Annotated in this window: 14 protein-coding genes; 13 read left to right on the forward strand and 1 reads right to left on the reverse strand. The window is 58.1% G+C overall.

The window, feature by feature from the left end:
- Positions 1-103: 103 nt before the first annotated feature.
- From ACXAIC_RS23755 to ACXAIC_RS23815, 13 genes are all read left to right on the forward strand, one after another.
- Positions 104-1,192, forward strand: a complete 1,089-nt coding sequence (locus ACXAIC_RS23755) for an MATE family efflux transporter (RefSeq protein ID WP_475186713.1) — start codon at positions 104-106, stop codon at positions 1,190-1,192.
- Positions 1,193-1,219: 27 nt separating this feature from the next.
- Positions 1,220-1,429 (forward strand): MbtH family protein, encoded by a 210-nt coding sequence (locus ACXAIC_RS23760; RefSeq protein WP_475186674.1) that lies wholly within the window; start codon positions 1,220-1,222, stop codon positions 1,427-1,429.
- Between the two features lie 10 nt (positions 1,430-1,439).
- Positions 1,440-3,551, forward strand: coding sequence for an oxidoreductase (locus tag ACXAIC_RS23765; protein WP_475186677.1), 2,112 nt, complete (start codon positions 1,440-1,442; stop codon positions 3,549-3,551).
- Between the two features lie 546 nt (positions 3,552-4,097).
- Positions 4,098-5,300: an aspartate aminotransferase family protein gene (locus ACXAIC_RS23770; RefSeq protein ID WP_475186679.1), complete on the forward strand. Its 1,203-nt coding sequence runs from the start codon at positions 4,098-4,100 to the stop codon at positions 5,298-5,300.
- 18 nt (positions 5,301-5,318) lie between these two features.
- A complete protein-coding gene (locus ACXAIC_RS23775) occupies positions 5,319-8,276 on the forward strand; it encodes an AMP-binding protein (protein ID WP_475186681.1) in 2,958 nt (985 codons plus the stop codon).
- A 50-nt stretch (positions 8,277-8,326) separates the two neighbouring features.
- On the forward strand, positions 8,327-9,214 hold the full coding sequence (locus tag ACXAIC_RS23780) for a DMT family transporter (protein WP_475186685.1): 888 nt from the start codon (positions 8,327-8,329) through the stop codon (positions 9,212-9,214).
- Between the two features lie 16 nt (positions 9,215-9,230).
- Positions 9,231-9,698, forward strand: a complete 468-nt coding sequence (locus ACXAIC_RS23785; RefSeq protein ID WP_475186689.1) for a GNAT family N-acetyltransferase — start codon at positions 9,231-9,233, stop codon at positions 9,696-9,698.
- Between the two features lie 97 nt (positions 9,699-9,795).
- Positions 9,796-11,013 carry a Coenzyme F420 hydrogenase/dehydrogenase, beta subunit C-terminal domain gene (locus ACXAIC_RS23790; RefSeq protein ID WP_475186691.1) on the forward strand — a complete coding sequence of 406 codons (1,218 nt, stop codon included), beginning with the start codon at positions 9,796-9,798 and terminating at the stop codon, positions 11,011-11,013.
- Positions 11,014-11,017: 4 nt separating this feature from the next.
- Positions 11,018-12,367, forward strand: coding sequence for a 3-phosphoshikimate 1-carboxyvinyltransferase (locus ACXAIC_RS23795; protein ID WP_475186694.1), 1,350 nt, complete (start codon positions 11,018-11,020; stop codon positions 12,365-12,367).
- Entirely contained in the window at positions 12,367-13,371 is a 1,005-nt protein-coding gene (locus ACXAIC_RS23800; RefSeq protein ID WP_475186696.1) for an MDR/zinc-dependent alcohol dehydrogenase-like family protein, read from the forward strand. Before ACXAIC_RS23795 ends, ACXAIC_RS23800 begins: the two co-directional genes overlap by 1 nt.
- A gap of 10 nt (positions 13,372-13,381) precedes the next feature.
- Positions 13,382-15,154, forward strand: a complete 1,773-nt coding sequence (locus tag ACXAIC_RS23805) for a non-ribosomal peptide synthetase (protein ID WP_475186699.1) — start codon at positions 13,382-13,384, stop codon at positions 15,152-15,154.
- Between the two features lie 18 nt (positions 15,155-15,172).
- The gene (locus tag ACXAIC_RS23810) at positions 15,173-16,489 is read left to right on the forward strand and encodes a condensation domain-containing protein (RefSeq protein ID WP_475186704.1); all 1,317 of its coding nucleotides are present in this window, start codon (positions 15,173-15,175) and stop codon (positions 16,487-16,489) included.
- A complete protein-coding gene (locus ACXAIC_RS23815; protein WP_475186708.1) occupies positions 16,486-17,124 on the forward strand; it encodes a thioesterase domain-containing protein in 639 nt (212 codons plus the stop codon). Before ACXAIC_RS23810 ends, ACXAIC_RS23815 begins: the two co-directional genes overlap by 4 nt.
- Before the next feature lie 170 nt (positions 17,125-17,294).
- Here the strand turns inward: ACXAIC_RS23815 and ACXAIC_RS23820 are convergent, their stop codons facing one another.
- The gene (locus tag ACXAIC_RS23820) at positions 17,295-17,888 is read right to left on the reverse strand and encodes an IS66 family transposase (RefSeq protein WP_475186709.1); all 594 of its coding nucleotides are present in this window, start codon (positions 17,886-17,888) and stop codon (positions 17,295-17,297) included.
- Between the last annotated feature and the right edge of the window lie 164 nt (positions 17,889-18,052).

The raw sequence follows: 18,052 nt of genomic DNA on the forward strand, positions 1-18,052 counted from the left end.
CCCGGATCAATCCGATCCGGGGCAAAAACGCGGGCCTCATGGCTGAAAGCCGTCGGGACGCCTCAAAATAGCGGGTTGTTGCGGGTGCCCAAATGCTTCCAGAATTCTCCAGAACGGTATGCTGGCAGCGGTCGGGCTGTCGCTGGTCATGATCGCGGTTTGCCTGAACTTGCCCACATTGCTGCTTATGACCGGGCAGGATGCGGAAGTCGGAGCGATATCCGGCGACTATCTTAACACCGTGGTCTGGTCGATTCCGGCGACCTTGCTCTTTGCTGTCCTAAGGTCGTTCACGGCCGCGGTGGATCGAACGTTTTCATCAACGGTGATCGCGGTACTGGCAACCCTATTGAACGCCATCCTCAGTTACGCGCTCGTGTTCGGAAAGGCGGGGTTTCCCGAGCTTGGTGTTGCAGGGGCCGGCATCGGCACTTCCGTTGCAAGCTGGTTCATGCTGGTTGCGCTTGTCGCAGATCTTGTTTTCCGGCCGGTTTTCAAACAATACAAGTTATTCAATCCTCTAACCCGGTTGGACTTTTCAATTCAAAGGTCGGTTTTTTTGACCGGGTTGCCCGTGGCCGTCGTTCTGTTGATGGAGCATGCGCTGTTTTCCGTGATCGCGCTGCTCATGGGCATCATGGGGGTGCAGTATCTGGCGGCTCACCAGATCGTCGTCAGTATCCTGGAGTTCAGTTTTATTCTTGCGATTGCTCTGGGAGACGCCACGACCATCAAGATTGCGCAATCCTTCGACACGGCACAGACGAAATTTGCCCGGGATATCGGAACGGTTTCACTGGCCCTGGCGATCGGGCTGACCGTCATTGCAGTCCTCATCATGCTTTTCTTTCCGCAGGCGCTTATTGGTGTGTTTCTTGACTATGACGATGCAGGCAACCAGCTCACCATCCAGGTTGCAATACAGCTGATTTCCGTTGCGGCGCTGTTCCAGGTCCTTGACGGTGTGCAGGCCGTTTCGTCGCGCGCATTGCGCGGACTGGAGGACACCACGGTACCGATGTGGATCGCCATGTTCGGTTACTGGGTGGTGGGACTGGGAAGTGGGTGGCTTCTCGGCTTCCATACCGGGCTAGGGGCGGTGGGTCTCTGGTATGGCCTCGCCCTGGGGCTGGGCATCACTGCGATACTTCTGTCAATGCGGTTCTACCGCAGAACCGTGCCTGCCAATTAAAACCCATCACAACTGGAGATCATTGCAATGAGCAATGCGGATATCTTTGTCGTCGTCTGCAGCCATGAAGGGCATTATTCGATATGGCCTCAACCCAGAAAACTGCCGGACGGCTGGGTCAAGTGTGCCTTTGAGGGGGACAAATCGGCCTGCCTGGATCACATAGCAACCATATGGACGGACATGCGGCCGCTCGGAAGTCGGGCACGTCTTGCTGTTTCCGACCAGACGGCGTGACGTGGAAGGAATGGCAGTGGCCGATCTTGACCCGCGTTACGACCTCCTGTTTGAGCCTGTGCAAATCGGCCCGGTTCGAACAAAGAATCGCTTTTACCAAGTGCCCCATTGCAATGGCATGGGACATCTGATGCCACGCTCCGTAGCGGCGATGCGCGAGATGAAGGCCGAAGGAGGCTGGGGGGTCGTGTGCACGGAAGAGTGCGACATACATCCAACCACAGACCTTCAGCCGAACCAGGAAGCAAGGCTCTGGGATGACAGGGATATACCCGGCTTGATGCTCATGACTGATGCCGTGCATAGACATGGGGCGCTGGCGGGTATTGAACTGACCCATCATGGGCTTTGGGCCACCAATGAATACAGCCGGGAGATTCCAATCGGTCCGTCGGCCTTGCCGGTGCTGTCGTATGATCCGCTCCAGGCGCGCGCTATGGACAAGCAGGACATCGTGGAACTGAGGCGATGGCACACGGATGCGGCGAAGCGGGCCAAGCTCGCCGGCTTTGACATTATCTATGTCTATGCAGCCCACAACTACGCGCTGACCACACATTTCCTTTCCCGGCAATACAATCACCGCACCGACGAATATGGTGGGCTTCTTTCCAACAGGGTGCGCCTTCTGCGAGAACTGATCGAGGATACCAAGGATGCCGTGGGCGACACTTGCGCGGTTGCGGTCCGTTTTTCAGTTGGCATCGAAGAAGGGCCTGACCGGTCGATGACCGTTACGGATGAATCCAGGCAAGTCGTCGAGATGCTCGCGGAACTGCCGGACCTTTGGGATGTGAATGTGGGCGATCGGGCGATGGATTCCTCCAGTTCCCGGTTTGCCAAAGAAGGATTTCAGGAACCCTTCGTCAGCTTTGTGAAATCCGTGACAACCAAGCCGGTTGTCGGAGTTGGCCGGTTCACCTCGCCTGAAACCATGGTGCGCCAGGTGAAGGACGGAGTCCTCGACCTTATTGGGGCTGCGCGGCCGTCTATCGCTGACCCGTTCCTTCCCGAGAAATTGCGCAGTGGCCGTTCGGAAGACATACGCGAATGCATCGGTTGCAACATGTGTCTTAGTGGCGATTTCACTTACGTTCCATTTCGCTGTACTCAGAATCCGACCATTGGAGAAGAATATCGGCGCGGGTGGCATCCGGAAAAGGTGCCGTCAAAGAAGACCGACAAAAGCATTCTTGTCGTCGGCGGTGGTCCGGCCGGTCTCGAATGCGCGCTCCAGCTTGGTCAACGCGGCTATGAGGTTATGCTTGCTGAGGCGAGCCGGACCCTCGGAGGGCGCTGTGTTCAGGAAAGCCGGCTTCCGGGATTGGCGGAATGGCGCCGGGTGGTTGACTACAGAGTTGGGCAACTGAACAAGCTGTATAATGTATCCATCTATCCCGAAAGTGACTTGCAGGTCGGCGATTTGACGGACCTGGAATTCGATCACCTCGTCGTTGCGACCGGATCAACCTGGCGCAAAGACGGAGTGGGCCGGTCAACGACACAGCCTGTTCCCGGCTGGCAACACCCGCATGTCTACACCGTGACGGACCTGCAAGCGCTCTCGCAAGTCCCGGATCCGGTCGTCATCTTCGACGACGACCACTATTATATGGGTGGGGTTGCGGCGGAAGCGCTGAGCAAGCTCGGTTGTCAGGATATCACCCTGCTAACGCCTGCTGCCGAAGTCTCGAGCTGGACACAGAACACCCTTGAACAGCACCGTATCCAGGAGCGGCTCCTGCGTCTCGGCGTTAAGATCTGTGCTCATAAGTCCCTTGAAGTCATTCATGAAAAATCAGTTGTTGCGGCTTGTGAGTTCACCGGCGAACGGATTGACCTGCCCTGTGCTTCAGTTGTCATGGTGACGTCCAGGGCAGAAAATCTCACGCTTTACGACGACATCAGGAGCGGGTTTGAAAAGGGGGCGTTGGAAGTCTTCCCCGTGTCACTGATCGGCGATTGCCACGGACCGGGGACAATTGCCGCTGCGGTTTATTCCGGACACAAGTTCGCCAGGTATTTTGAGGCACCGGCAATCCAGAAATACCACTTTGAAAGAGAGTTGCCTGCAGTTTCGGAAGCCTTCAAAACCTCTGAACAGGTTCTCAACCGGATGTGACCGGAGGTGGGCCGGGAGGGGCCGTCTCGCCTCCGTTTTGGCGCTGCAGGAGGCGCGAGTGGAGCATAGTCAAATGAAGTGCCCGCGTTTCAGGTCGCACCTGCAGTTTCTACGAGACGAACGAAGCGTCCGCAGCTTGTCGGGTATGCCGGCCCGAGCAAGACTGAAATGCAATTTCAGGTTTGGTGGTAATAAAAAACAATACAAAAGTGTTTTTTGAAATCAAAAGATCTTTTTTCTTCTATTCGAAATAGGCTGAATGTCGATATAAAAGAACAATTTATTGCCTTTTATACGGATCTTTGTCCAAAAAAGAAAATGGTTGAAATACGTAAAAATAACAACTATGCATAAGATAAAAGGATCACCGTAGAGAAATTAACGAGCTGATTAATGTGGCGGCTTTGTTTGGATTTTTCAAGTGATTTAACATTGATCGTATCAAGGTTGTAATCTGAAGTGACGGCCATTTTTAACAGTGTAGCTGGCTCCTACAAGGAAGCTTTGTCGATATCGGTCCAGAGGCAGAGTGGGGGCGCACCGGCTATGGTTCGGGGGCGAGGCTGCCATCTTTTCGATGAACAGGGGCGTGCCTATCTCGACATGACGGGTGGTAGTGGCGCTGTGAATCTTGGACATCAGCACCCCGAAGTTGTCTCTACCCTGAAATGCCAGGCCGAACAGCTGATCCATACCGGTTGGAATATCGACAACCCGTTCCGTCACCGGATGATCTCCCAGCTCGAACATGTGCTGCCGTACCGGGAGGCGTCCGTCATGGGAGCCGTGACCGGCGCGGAGGCTGTTGAAGTAGCAATCAAGATTGCCCGCAAGAAAACGAGACGTGAGCCGATACTCTATTTCTCGGGTTCGTTTCACGGCAAAACGCAGGGTGCCCTGTCGATCACGTCCAACGACACGTTCCGCGATCTGCTGGCCGTAGGACTTCGGAACAACCCGACCTTTTCTGTCCAGGCGTATCAGGGGCAGACGCAACTGGATGGGGCGGACTGGGGCGAGGCTTTGCGGGTGCTGCTGCGCGAAGCGCAAAATGAGGGCAGGCTGCCTGCTGCGGCGATCATTGAGCCGGTTCAGGCCGCGGAAGGCATTCACGTGGTGCGCCGGGACATCCTGAAGGAACTGCTGTCGGTCTGTGCGGAGTTTGACGTTCTGAGTGTCTTCGACGAGATCTACACTGGTCTCGGGCGCACCGGACAACCCTTTGTGGCGTCGCAGGATCTGTGCCCCGATATTGTCGTCCTTGGAAAGTCCCTCGGAAACGGCCTGCCTGTTTCAGCGGTCGCCGGCCCGCCGGAAATCGTTGATGTGCTCTCCTACACCCAGCATTCCTCGACATTCACCTTTATGCCCCTGGCATGTGCCGTAGCCAGCAAGGTGCTCGAGCTTCACGGTCGGCAGGACCAAAGTGGGGCAGCAGCCCGATCCGGTGCAATATTCACGAAGCGGTTGAGGGCGCTTGCGGACACGGATGACAGAGTGAGCGGGGTGCGGGGCATCGGTTTGATGCTCGCGTTCGACTTCGTTGGGTCCGCGGAAGCTGGCAGGCTTCTGCCAGGATCTGCTGCGCAATTGGCGGAGAGGTTGTTGCACAGCGGTGTGATCGTTCGAACCGGCGGCACTCACGGCACGACAGTCAAACTCACGCCGCCCCTGATCTTTGACGAAACTCATATGGGCGAGTTCTTCGCGGCGCTGGACAGCGCGTTGAATGTCAAGTCGCTCCATTGAGGCAGCAGGCCCCCTGAGATGACCGATCAGACACTTGAGTTGCGAAACAGACATGACCTTGCAGTCATTGATGGGAGTGCCCGGTGGACCTGGCATGACCTTGAAGGCAGGATTGCGGCATGTTCGAGCGACATTGCTGCTGCCGGCGGTGCCGGCGCGTGTGTCGCGGTTCTGGGCTCTCATGGAGCGGACAATTACGTCGGTGTGCTTGCAGCGCTCGGCGTGGCCGGCAGAGTTGTTTTTATCGATCCAGAAATCCAGACCGATGCACTTGAACCGATCGTAAGAGCGCTGGACGTACGCTGTGTGGTCTGCGTCTCGCACGGCGCGCGCATGAAGGCATTTCAGGACCTGTTGCCGGAATCCGAATTCATTCGTCCAACCGACACCGGCGCGGATCACAACCGGCATCCAGTCCGGCACGAAGACGGTCCGGTCAAACTTCGGCTGGGTTGTGCCGAATATGTCGTCCTAACTAGCGGCACAACCGGCACTCCGAAAGCGATCCTCCAGACAACAATTGCCCTGCGGCGTCATATTGCGAATTACACGGGTTACCTGAATTTGCACCGGGGCGAGAAAGTTCTGCAACTCGCGTCGTCTGCCTGGGATGCGGGGCTCATGGATGTTTTTGCCGCGCTCTATTGCGACGCTGTTCTGTGTACGATGAACCCCCGTCAATGCACGATGGAAGAGGTCGCGAAGTTTATCGGTCAGCATGAGATCGATGTACTCCACATGACCGTGCCCTATTTCAGGCAATTCTATCGCGCCGGCCTTGGAAACAAGGCCCGCCCAAAACGGATCGTGATCGGCGGCGAGAAAATGTTCGAGGGCGATCTGGACCTCTTCAACAGCAGCTTTGCGGCCAGTTCTCGCCTTTACAATGCCTATGGTCCGACCGAATGCACGACGGCGATGTACGCTTGTTACGAGCAAGGCGCGGCCAAGAACAGCGGAATATGGTCGCTGGCCCATCAGGTTGAGGGCGTTCGCACGGATCTCAGGGATGCCGACGGGCGGAAGATTTTGGGTGCAGGCACGGAAGGGGAGGTAACCCTGACCTCCGACCTCGTTGCTTCGGTGCTGGATCTGCCGTCACGCCGGTTTGTACGACTTGGGCGCGAGGCAGCGGGCTCCGTGCGCTGCTTTGCGACCGGCGATATCGCTCATTACGATGAAAACGAACACGTGGCCATCGTGGGGCGTCGGGATTCCGTTGTTAAGGTCAACGGATTGAAGGTTTCCCTGGTTGAAGTGGAATCCGCACTGCGCTCCCTGACCCATGTGCGTGACTGCTGTATCTTCACCATCAATTCCGGCGACGGCGAGGACATCGCCGCCGCGGTGATCCCAGCCGATGCCAGCCTCACGGAACCGGCGCTGCAAAAAATGCTTGCAGACCGATTGGAGGGCCACAAGCGTCCGCGTCAGTATCTGCTTATGGAGCGGCTTCCCCTGACCCGCAACAACAAGTTCGACCGGGACGAACTGAAACGCCTGGTTCAGGGAAAGCAAGCCGCATCCGGATGTCAGCACCGCGAACAGACGCCTCTTCTGGACGCGATGATGAAAGCGCTGAAAAAGAACGTCATCGATGTCAAGCAGAGCTTCTTCGACAATGGCGGCGATTCCCTTATGGCGCTTTCTCTTGTCGCGGCCATGAAGCGCAACGGCATCAAAGTGCCGCTTGAGGACCTGATATCGGACAAGCCGGTTGCGGATTATCTCGCATTCCAGGAGGGAGAGACGGCACTGCCAACGCACGCCGAGCCCGCCGGAGCGCCGACGCCGCTGCATGGTTTGCCGAACAGGTTTTTTCTTGAGAGCAGGGGAATCCCCGATCTCGACATCTGGTGCCAGAGCTGTGTCCTTGACTATTCCGGGCCTGAACGGAGACTGGAGGAAATTGCCCAGGTGCTCTCCGCGTTGCTTGCCCGGCACCTGCCTGACATGACGTCCTTTGACGTTCGAAGGTATCCGGCAGGAATGAACGCCGAACAGGCACTGGCGGAGTGCGAAAGCCGCATTTCGCTTGCCGCCGGCCGGATGGTGGCGGCGGCGGCACTCATCTCTGACGGCCGCCTGAGTGTCGTGGTGAGCTGCCATCAATTCGTCGTCGACAGAGTGTCCTGGATCGTCTTGCTTTCGGATTTGTCCGAGGCAGTCGAGAAAGGTCAGATGGATACCTGGGCAAAACCGGCCGCCGGTTACCGGGATTGGGTTCAGGCCTACAGCCGTGACTTGTCGACAGAGCGGGCCTCCGAATTCTGGGACAGTCTGCCCTGGTCTTCATGCCCTGATCCTGCAGGTGCCCGCCGGTCGATACCACGCCGGGAGGCGTTCGAGCTTTGCGAAATCCACCTCGGTCAACCAGCCGGAGACCCAGCAAGTCTGCATACCGATATCGGCGACTGGCTGCTGGCTGCGGTGTTGCGGGGCTTTTCCGCGGTGTTCCCCGGCTCCAGCCAGAAAATCGACTTTCTCAGTCATGGGCGCGGCCTGACTCCGGGAGGGTTGGCAACCGACGGATTGTTTGGATGGTTCACGGTGATCTATCCCGTTGTGTTGGAAACAGCGGACCTCGATATCAATGAGACAGTTCAGGCGGTTCAAGCCTACCGCCGGAGCGCGGACGGGATCGCACATACCTTTGGCAATGCCTATTTTCTGCCTGAGGGCGGTGGTACGCAAAAAGGCGAGCGGCAATGCTTTGCCAGCTTCAATTTCCTGGGTGACATCGCGATCGCCTCATCGGACTGCTTTTCCGTCAATCCCATATCGCTCACCAGCATGCATGGCCGGCCAAGTCACCACCTTGAATGCACCGGGTATCAGCAGGATGGCGCGTTGCTTCTCAAGACCGAATTCAATCCCGAGGTCTTCAACCGTGCCCTTGTGGAGACATTCTGCAAGACGATAGGGCAGGAACTTCGCAGGGCTGGGGTGATTGGCGAAGAGAGGGCGGACCGATGAAAAAGCCCTCTCCGTCCGCCGGTGCGGGTGTGATTTCGGCAGGAAGCATGGTGCTCTTCGCAGCCTGCGTCACCATCTGGTCGACAAACTGGATTGCCATCACCACGCAAATTGTCGAGACACCGGCCGTGGTCTCCCTGTTCTGGCGCTTCCTGCTCGCGTTTGTGACCCTCGTGCTGGTTGACCGACTAAATCTCGCCGGCGCGGAGCGTGTCCGAGCTCCGGTTCTTCTGTGTGGTCTCGTCGGTGTTGTTTATTATTTCGCCGGCATTGGGCTTACCTATGCGGCAACGCAATACCTACCCAGTTCCTACATCGCCTGTCTCAGCATCTCGGTAATATTCTTTTCGATGGCCTTGAAGAGGATTTTCCAGGGAGCGCGCATCCTTTCCAGCAACATTTTCGGCGCGCTCATTGCCTCTTGCGGGGTCGCCTTGTTCTTTCTCAGCGGTGAGGCGGCAGGAACCCATGTGCTGCTCGGGCTGGCTCTTGCCCTCCTGTCGTTTCTGGCGGTTGCGGTCGGATCGGTTCTCTCCGAATACCTCCAGAAAACGCACAGGGTCGGTTCCGTGCGCATTAACATGATCGCGATCGGGTGGGCCTGTCTGTTCTATCTCGCGGCGGCCCTGCTGCAGGGTGTTCCCCTTTCGGTGCCGTTGACCGTCAGCTACCTGCTTCCGCTGGTCTATCTGGGGACGGTCTGCTCCGCGCTGGTCTTTGTTCTGTACATCGCGCTGGTCGGGCGGATCGGTGCGGAATATGCCGGTTACATCGGATTTATCTATCCGTTGATCGCGACCTACATCTCCTTTGCTTTCGGCGAAACCTCGCTCCGTGCCGAGATGGTGGCCGGAAGTCTTCTGGTCGTAGCCGGATGCATCTTGGGGCTGAAATTCCAAAAGTTATTCCGCCGGAAACCCGTGCCCGCACAGAGCTGATTCAAGAGCAATGAAAATGATAGAATTCGAGATCCGTCTTGCTGCCCCGGAAGATCGCAATGAAATCTTCAACGTGCATCGGGATTCGGTACGCAATCTGTGTACGGGTGAGTACACCAGCGAGCAAATTGAAATGTGGCTGTACGGCAGGGACCCGGATATGTACCTGCCGGCAATCGAACGCGGCGAGCATTGGATTGCGTATAGGCAGGGCGTCATCCTTGGGCTGGTGGAAGTGGAGGGGAGCGAAATAACCAAGCTCTTCGTCTGCGGTTCTGCCGCCGGATTGGGGGTCGGCAAGGCTCTGATGAACACAGCCATCACCCACATACGCATGAAGGGGGCGTCCCGAATCTACCTTGAGTCCACCGTGACGGCTCAGGGCTTCTATCGGGGGCTGGGGTTTGTGCAGACCGGGACCGGAATTTTCACCAGAGGCGATGCCTCGGTCTCTCTGGAAATTGTCAAAATGGAATTGAACTGAAGCCTGGTCAAAGCGCTCACAGGCCGAGGTCTGCGCGCAAATGCAGGTATAGTTAGAAATTTTGCTATCAACAACTTTAGAATAGTAGGGCCGGCCAATGTCGATAAGTGAATTGCAAACACATGTGCTGGATCCGGACCTGTGTGCCGGTTGCGGCGCCTGCGCGCTTGTCTGTCCGGATAATCTGTTGACTTTCGATCAGGATAGACTTGATCCGGTGCTCGATTTCGATCCGGCTTTGTGCGGTGCCTGCAGTCTCTGCCATGACGTCTGCCCCGGTGCCGACCCCGCAACGGACGAGGCCGAGATCCGATTATTCGGCAGGAAAAGGCGGTCGGAAGAACGCTGGCTTGGAATTCACGTGAATCTGTTCGGCGCCAGATCAACCCTTCCGGATGTTTTTGAAGCTTCCGCGAGCGGCGGCACCGTCACGACCCTATTGCTTGGAAGCAAATCAGAGGCCTTCGGCGTCAGACATATCCTGACCATGGGACGCAACCCCGATGCCGGCTGGCGTGCGAAAGGAGTTGTGTCCGGTGATGACGAGACAATCATAGCAAACGCCCAGTCCACCTATCAGCTTGCTCCCTATCTCGCGGAGCTCCGCCCCCTTTTCGAAAGTTTCCCGGACGACCGGATCGCTGTTGCCGGTCTGGCCTGTCACATGCAGGCAATCCGCAAGTTGCAGAATCTGGAGGGGGACATCGCCGACTGGGCCCGCGAGAAGATCGTTGTGCTGATCGAAACCGCTTGTTCTTCGGGGACATTGCCAAAAGGCACGGCCGACATTGTCCAAAACCGCCTGAACCTGCCTCTCGAAGACGTTGTCGACGTGCGTTACCGAAGCGGTCCCTATCCTGGCAACCTCAAGGTTTCGACGGTGGACGGAAGTCACCATTCCCTCGAATTCTGGCAAATCCTGAAGGAATTGAAGGGGGGCAAGAACCACCGCTGCCTGTCTTGCGGCGATTGGATGAGCGGACTTGCGGATATAAGCGTCTGCGATGGCGATCCCAATATTTTTGATGCAAGCATCAATGGCACCGGTTTCGGCAAATACGGACGTGTTCTCGTCCGCACGCGAAACGGTCAGCAACTTGCGGATCACTGCCGGGACGCCGGAATGCTGGAGCAATGGCCGATTGAGCTTGACGGGTTCAACCTCGGGCTGGAGCGCAAGCGGCAGCGGCGCAGATCCTATGAGGCAACCAGCGACTTCCTGCCGAAGGGACCGGCAGCCCGCGAGGTTTTCGACGAGGACAGTCTTGTCGACGATGACAAGCTGATCGATCCAACCCGGTACAGGCGGGGATAGGGTTATGCTTCACTATCCAGACCGGACCATTGACGCCGCACCTTTGCCCTTGGACCTGAATTGGCGGCAGGCCGCCGCGTTCGTTCCGTCAGACAAATCCATTTCGCATCGCGCCCTTCTTTTCGGTGCCTTGTCGGATCACCCCGTGAGAATTGAACGGATCAATCAGGGAGCCGCTGTCACGCTCCTGATCTCGGCGCTGGAGCAGCTTGGGGTAGGTCTGGATTTCAACGCATCTGCCGGTACCGTCGATTTTCAGACTTCTCTGCGCACGGCCGCGATCGATGGCGTGCGGCGTGTCAATCTAGGCCCTTCCAGTGCAGCGGCCAGATTGCTGATCGGCGTTCTCTGCGGCCTCGGCATCGACTGTATCGTTGACGGCGACGAAACCTTGCGCAACCGGCCTTTCGACTGGATCGTGGAGCCCTTGCGCGCTCTTGGTGCAAGGTTTGACTACCTGGGGCGCGAAGGATGCCTGCCGCTACGGGTCCTGCCGGGGAAGGTCCGCGCAGGTGCGGTCGCCACAACGATCGGCAGCGCCCAATCGGTCTCGGCCATCCTTTTCGCCGGGATTGCAGCGCGTGTTCCTGTTGCAGTCACGTATCCGGTCGTCGCTCGGGATCACACGCAATTGATGGCGCGCGGTTGCGGCGACCTTGTCGAGGACAACGGCAAGACGGTTACCTTCCGGCCTGGGCAGTTTCAGGTGCCACAGACAATCGCAATACCTCTGGATCCTTCGGCGCTTGCCTATCTTGCGGCATTGGCCTTGCTTGCGGACAGGAACAGGCCGGAGCGACGCATCACCTTCGAAGGGGTCTGCATCAATCCGACCAGAACCGGATTCTTTCACTGGCTGAAATCCTGCGGGTTCGATGTGCGGATGGAGAAAACGGGCACATCCGCCGGCGAAGATACCGGAACGGTGACGGTGCAGGGTGGCGGAGAACTCAAGGCGGCCGGGCTGCACGGCAAGGCAAGTCTTCATTCCATGATTGACGAGATCCCGCTGATGGTCGCGATCGCCAGCCTTCTTCCCGGAGAGGCTGTCTTTGAGAATCTTTTCGAACTGACCTTCAAGGAGTCCGACAGGATCCAGGCAACTTGCCGGATGCTGGCAACCCTCGGCATCAGGACCGCGATCGACGGCTATTCCATCCGCACATTCGGAGGGCAGATGCCCCACCCTGTGGAGGATGTCGCCGTGTTCGACGATCACAGGCTCTCCATGACGGCTCATGTCTTGATGCTGGTGCACGGACTGGGGGGGCTGATACCGGGAGGGGAGTGCTACAGGACGTCGTTTCCGGATTTTGACCGGTGTCTTCAGGCTCTCGCCGCCGGGAGACCGTGATGCAGCCGATGACACGGCAGATGTTCCGCGTGCGCGGAAACCAGGGCGTTCAGCTTTTCAGCGAAGACGTTCCAGGATGCGACGACAATCATGTGCTGATCGAAACCGCGTTTTCGATGATCAGTCCGGGGACCGAATTGCATTATGTCCGGCAGGCACGGGAAACGGGGGAACAGCTGGACCTTGGCTATTGTGCGGCTGGGACCGTTGTGGAGGCGGGAGCACATGCGGATCATGTCGGCCCGGGCAGCCGCGTGGTCGCCATGGGCTGGCGCTGCGCTATCCATTCCGATCACCTGCTGATGCCCCGCCGCCTGGTTTGTCCGCTCCCGGACAGCCTGGCTCTCGAGCAGGCAATTCTCGCGTGTCTGGCCGCGACTGTAATCCACGCCGGGGATCGCAGCCGGTTGACCGGAAACGACAGGGTTCTGGTTCTTGGTCTCGGAGGGGTGGGCCTGCTCATGGCGCTCCGAGCTTCCGACATTGGTGCGTCGGTGTCCGTTTGGGATCCGCAACCCGATAGGCTGAAGGAATTGCCATGGCCTGCATGCGACCCGGGTGCCGCTGACCCGGGAACGCGTTTCACCAAGATCTTCTTCTGCGCTGACGGGGATGTCAGCACCCAGATGGCGGATATTCTCCGCTTGCTGGCCCCTGACGGCAACGGCCAGGACCGGGCAATGCTCGTCAATCTGGGCAGGCTGTCAGGCCTCATCGGGTTCTCCCCAGCCTCCGGAAATTTTGATCTTGTCAACATTTCGCGCTGCGGTGCCGGCTATCGCGACGATGCGTATCACGCGGGCCTTCGCGAAGTGACGCCCTTGCCCGGTGAGGCGACGGTCGATGCCAATCTGAAACGCGCCGTTGACCTGATCGACAGGCAAGGAAGCGTTGTCGCACTGCTGCCGAGGACCGTCTTTTCAGTGACCGAGGCCCTGGAGCTTTATCGCGGAAACAACACCTTTCCGAAGGGGTTCAGTCTCATAAGGCACAGGGGAAACTAGGGTGTTGCCGATGATTTCAACCGTGACGGAAGCCTTTGGCAAGGCGGTCGAGGAGTTGCCTGAACACTGCGCCGTGCGCTGCGGTGATGACAGCTTGAGCTATGCCGAACTGGACACGATTTCCAGCCGGGCCGCCGGCCGGCTGGCCCGGTCCGGCGTCCGTCCTGGAGATGTTGTCGGCATTCAGATGCGGCAGGGCATTGACCGGATCGTGATGCTGCTGGCCATCCTCAAGGCGGGTGGAAGCTATTGCTATGTCAGCGAACGCAACCCCGCAACCTGGAACAATGCCGTCATCGAGAGGGCCGGCATATCGGCATTTGTCTCGGAAAACACCCTCCGCAACGCGCGGTTTCCCCGGGTCTTTGGGTCTGCCGGTCTGCTCGCGCCCGGGTGCTGCGATCTCTTGTCAGCTGCGCCAATGGGGCGGGACATTGTCTATGTCAATTTTTCAAGCGGCACGACCGGAGCTCCAAAGATCATCCCCTGCCCGCATGCCGGGGTAATCGGTTTCTGCTACCGGCCCCGTCATTTCCATGCGGGCCCCGGGACGGTGATGCTGCATCATTCTGCGCTAACGTTCGATGCCTCCCAGTTTGAAATCTGGACGGCGCTCTGCAACGGCGGAACGCTGGTGCTTCCGGTGGAGGACTGGCTCACCGGGGACGGATTGCGCCGGGAAATTGCGCAACACGGCATCAACGCCATGTGGCTGACCGTCTCCCTGTTCAACAGCCTGATGGAAGCCGATCCCGGGTGTCTTGAAGGTGTCGCGGACATTATGATCGGCGGGGAAGAGCTGTCTTCCCGGCATGTCGATCTTCTTTACCGCAGCAATGGGACGATTACCGTCTATAACGGTTATGGCCCGACCGAAAACACGATGGGAACCTGTATCTACGAGATACCGAGGGACCATGACTTTTCGGAGCGGATTCCGATCGGTTATCCGGTTCAGGACAGCCGGCTTCATGTGATCGACGAACAGGGGAATGCCTGTGCCGACGGCGAGGTGGGGGAGCTGATCATCGCAGGGGCGGGCCTTGCACCGGAATACAAGGGCGACCCGGATCTGACAGACGCCAGGTTCCGGTCGTTTCCAGACCTCGGTGAAGCGCGTGCCTATGCCAGCGGTGACCTGGTCTTCCGAGACGGACGCGGAAGGTTTCACTATGTCGGACGGGCGGATGACCAGATCAAGATACGCGGTAACAGAACCTCGCTTGGCGACATCGCCGCGGCTTACACGGGGCATCCTGATATTCTGAGCGGCGTCGCGACGGTTCAATCCGTTGCAGGGGGCAAGCGAGTAACCCTGTTTTACGTTCCGCAGTCGCCCACGCGTCAGCGGGACGAGGACCAGATGCGATCCTTCGGCAAGACACACTTGCCGGATTTCATGGTGCCCGATGAATTCATCGCCGTTGATTCCCTGCCCGTAACCGCGCACGGCAAGATCGACCTGAGGCAACTGGAGCGCCGCCGACTGGCCGACCTTGCCGGGAAAGATCGTGAGGCGCCCGGTGTTCACTGGCTTCTGGACAGATGCGGCCTCGGCCAATGGGCACCAGACCAGAATTTCTTCCAGGCAGGAGGCGATTCCATCTCGGCCGTGAAGCTGGTGACGCTGATCAATCAACATCTGACCGAGCCGCTCAAACTGTCCGACTTCTACTCGGATTGCTCCTGGTCGCGCATATCGGCGCTTCTGGACGGAATCGCCGGACCTGCGGGCGACGAAGCTGGGGCGGAGGACTACGACTATTATGTCATTCGGCTCTAATATGCGGGGAATCACACCATGACCGAGTTGCCCCGGATCGCAACGCTGAGCCTGCCGGCAGGACGTTTTGCTTTCGTTTATGCACGCGGAGAAGAAGAGGCTCGGACGATCCTGGCCGAAAACCGCGCCTCGTTACCGCCGTCCCCGGAAGAGGACCTGACGGGCATTCCACTGAACCGGATGCAGGCCTCCATGGCTTACCCGGAACTCTTTCACGGCAGCAGAACGGCCAACAACGTCGCCTATATCTTCAACGCTGGACCGGTTTCTGCCGAGAAAGTCGATCTGGCCAAGGTCGCGCTAGAGATGACGAGCGCGTTTCCGCTGCTGGCTGCGACTGTTGAGCTTGGCGAGGACGGACTGTCGATCAAGCCGGAAACTGCCGTGGTGCCGGGCGAACGCCATGTGCTGTCCGTCATGCGCTCTTTTGACGATGAAAGGGCGTGCATCGACCACCTGCTGGCAACGCCGGTCAGCCTGTTTGAAGGGCCGCTGTTCTATCTGACAGAGGTGGTCCTGCGCGGACGGCGCCACGTTGCGGTGCTGTTTCATCACGCCCTCGGCGACCACTTCGGCCAGCTGCTGGTCCTGCGCAAGCTGAAAGGCCTGCTTCGGGACGGATACGAGCCAGCCGGGGCCGCCAATCCGGATCTTTCATTCGTACCAGCCAACCTGAAATTGGAAATGCGCTATGCGGCCGAAGCCGACGCGTGCCTTGATTTCTGGACTGGGTACGCCGGTGCTGGCCAGCCGCCAGAGCAACTCAGCGACCGCTCGCTCTGGATCTGGCAGAACAGGCAAACCGATCTTGCCCGAGATGGCTTTGCCTCCCTGCAGCAGGCATCGATGCGCGCCTACAGGAAGGCGATCAGGGTCGTTCTGGGCGACGAGGCGCCGCTGGTTCAGTGCCTGTTTTCGATGCGCGACAAGAAGGACGGTCTCGGCTTCTACACCGTTGCCGCTCCGATCCGCTTCGACGACGGGCTGTTGGCAGCGCCCAGCCGGTCAACGGATGAGGAGGAGCCGTTTCACGACCGAATGGCAATGTTCCGCAGGAACTGCATCGTCGGGTCGGAAGAAATCCTGTCGGCAACGGGTTGGAACGCAAAAAGCGCCGCCTGCCTCTTCAATTTCGTAACCATGAGCGAAGCCGATCTTCGTTTCCTCAAGGAAACAGTTCTTCCGGTGCCCTCCGAAGGACCCAGGACGGATCTTGACCTGACCGTCATCGCCGCCGGAACCGAGTTGCATCTGCATGCCGGATCGACCTTCGACGGCGAAACGCTCGGGCAAATTATGGATCTGGTCGAAGAGAACCTGAGGGCCGGCTTGTGATACTGCTGCTGCCTGATTTTGTCGCTTACCCATTCTGCTACCTGTCCCTGCTGCGGGAGGCGGCCGCGGCGGAGCGGGCGGTCGCGATCGATTATAACGACCATTGGCCCTATGCCACTATCGACGACCTGGCGGGCCGTATCGTGACGAACCTGCCACCGGTCCCGATCGAGATGCTGGTCGGATATTCATTCGGTGCGTATGTCGCCTCGTCCCTAGCCACGAAACTGGAGGAAATGCATTCCGCTTCGGTCGAACTGGTCCTGGTGGATCCGCCTACAGTCAGTACCCTTGCGCAACTCAGCCGGACTGACATATGTCGGCGACTGAGGGAGTCCGACGCCTATCAATATGTTTTCGACCTCGTCGACTGTGGCCTGAGTGACCTTGATTGCATGGTTGAAAACATTCGGATGCTGGGTCACTCCGAGGTCGGGGGAAGCAGCAGAAAGGCGTCGAGGCTTTTCTTGGCGCGGACTAGCGTGGCAAACGGTGTGCCGGATGATGTAGCGCGGTTCTGCTGCAAGGAAACGCAAACCATCGTGATCGATGGCTGTGATCACAAGACGATCCTGAACTCGGCCAAGTTTAAACGGGCGTTTTCCAGTTTGATTAAAGTGGAAGAGCGGGGTTGACCCACGGGTGTTGATTTTCACTGAGAACTGACCCGGTAAGGTCCGAATTTTTTACTGAGAACTGACCCATGTTTAAACCCACCCCTGCGTGATTTCGGCGTGGAAATACGGAGTGATAGACATGGCGTTATTGAGCGTTATCGTAAGCGCCGTCAGCGGCCCACAGGTATTCAACTTGACGGCTTGAAGTTCCTCGGCAGGAGTTCGTCGATCCTGCTTTTCGGATGGCCGGTGGCGATGGCTTCGAGTGTGTCCTTGATATAGGCGAATGGCTCGACGTTATTGATTTTCGCGGTCTCGATGAGGGATGCGATGCGACCCCAGGTGCGGCCGCCCTCGTCATGGCCGGCGAACAATGCATTTTTCCTGTTCAATGCAATTGGCCGGATCAAATCCTCGACACTGTTGCTATCAATCTCGACACGGCTGTCGTGGAGGAAGGTCTGCAAACCGTCCCAGTGAAGATGAATGTAGGCAAGCTTCTCGCCGAGACGGGACTTGGCGGAGACCTGGAGGCGTTGCTCTTGCAGCCATTGTCCGAAGGCGGCGACCAGGGGCGCGGAGCGGGCCTGACTTGCCGTCTGCTGACTGGCAACTATGAGCGACCGAACTGACCGAAGTGGCCATTCACACGAGCGATACGCGCGGACGCAATCGGCCCTTTGCGGACATTGAACATCGACTAAAGTCGCTGCGTTGCGGCCCGCAAGAGCGGCCGTTCGCTGCTCATGCACGATCTTAAGGTGATTGAACTCACATTCCACGGGCAGTGCTGACGTTGTTGGAAGGCAAGAAAATGTCGCTGAGCTCCTCTTGGAACGTGGCATAGATTCCGACCACTAGAGCATTTCCCAAAAAGTCTGAATCGTCTTGGGTTCCCTTTTGTGGTGAATAGTGATTCAAGCTGAGGGCTGGACAAGGAGGCCAG

This window comes from Roseibium sp. AWQ4_254 (assembly GCF_056161025.1).

Coding starts and splice junctions, on each gene's coding strand:
- ACXAIC_RS23795 (WP_475186694.1), top strand. CDS start 11,018: ATGCTTCACTATCCAGACCGGACCATTGACGCCGCACCTTTGCCCTTG.
- ACXAIC_RS23775 (WP_475186681.1), top strand. CDS start 5,319: ATGACCGATCAGACACTTGAGTTGCGAAACAGACATGACCTTGCAGTC.
- ACXAIC_RS23770 (WP_475186679.1), top strand. CDS start 4,098: ATGGTTCGGGGGCGAGGCTGCCATCTTTTCGATGAACAGGGGCGTGCC.
- ACXAIC_RS23785 (WP_475186689.1), top strand. CDS start 9,231: ATGATAGAATTCGAGATCCGTCTTGCTGCCCCGGAAGATCGCAATGAA.
- ACXAIC_RS23790 (WP_475186691.1), top strand. CDS start 9,796: ATGTCGATAAGTGAATTGCAAACACATGTGCTGGATCCGGACCTGTGT.
- ACXAIC_RS23760 (WP_475186674.1), top strand. CDS start 1,220: ATGAGCAATGCGGATATCTTTGTCGTCGTCTGCAGCCATGAAGGGCAT.
- ACXAIC_RS23800 (WP_475186696.1), top strand. CDS start 12,367: ATGCAGCCGATGACACGGCAGATGTTCCGCGTGCGCGGAAACCAGGGC.
- ACXAIC_RS23805 (WP_475186699.1), top strand. CDS start 13,382: ATGATTTCAACCGTGACGGAAGCCTTTGGCAAGGCGGTCGAGGAGTTG.
- ACXAIC_RS23810 (WP_475186704.1), top strand. CDS start 15,173: ATGACCGAGTTGCCCCGGATCGCAACGCTGAGCCTGCCGGCAGGACGT.
- ACXAIC_RS23765 (WP_475186677.1), top strand. CDS start 1,440: ATGGCAGTGGCCGATCTTGACCCGCGTTACGACCTCCTGTTTGAGCCT.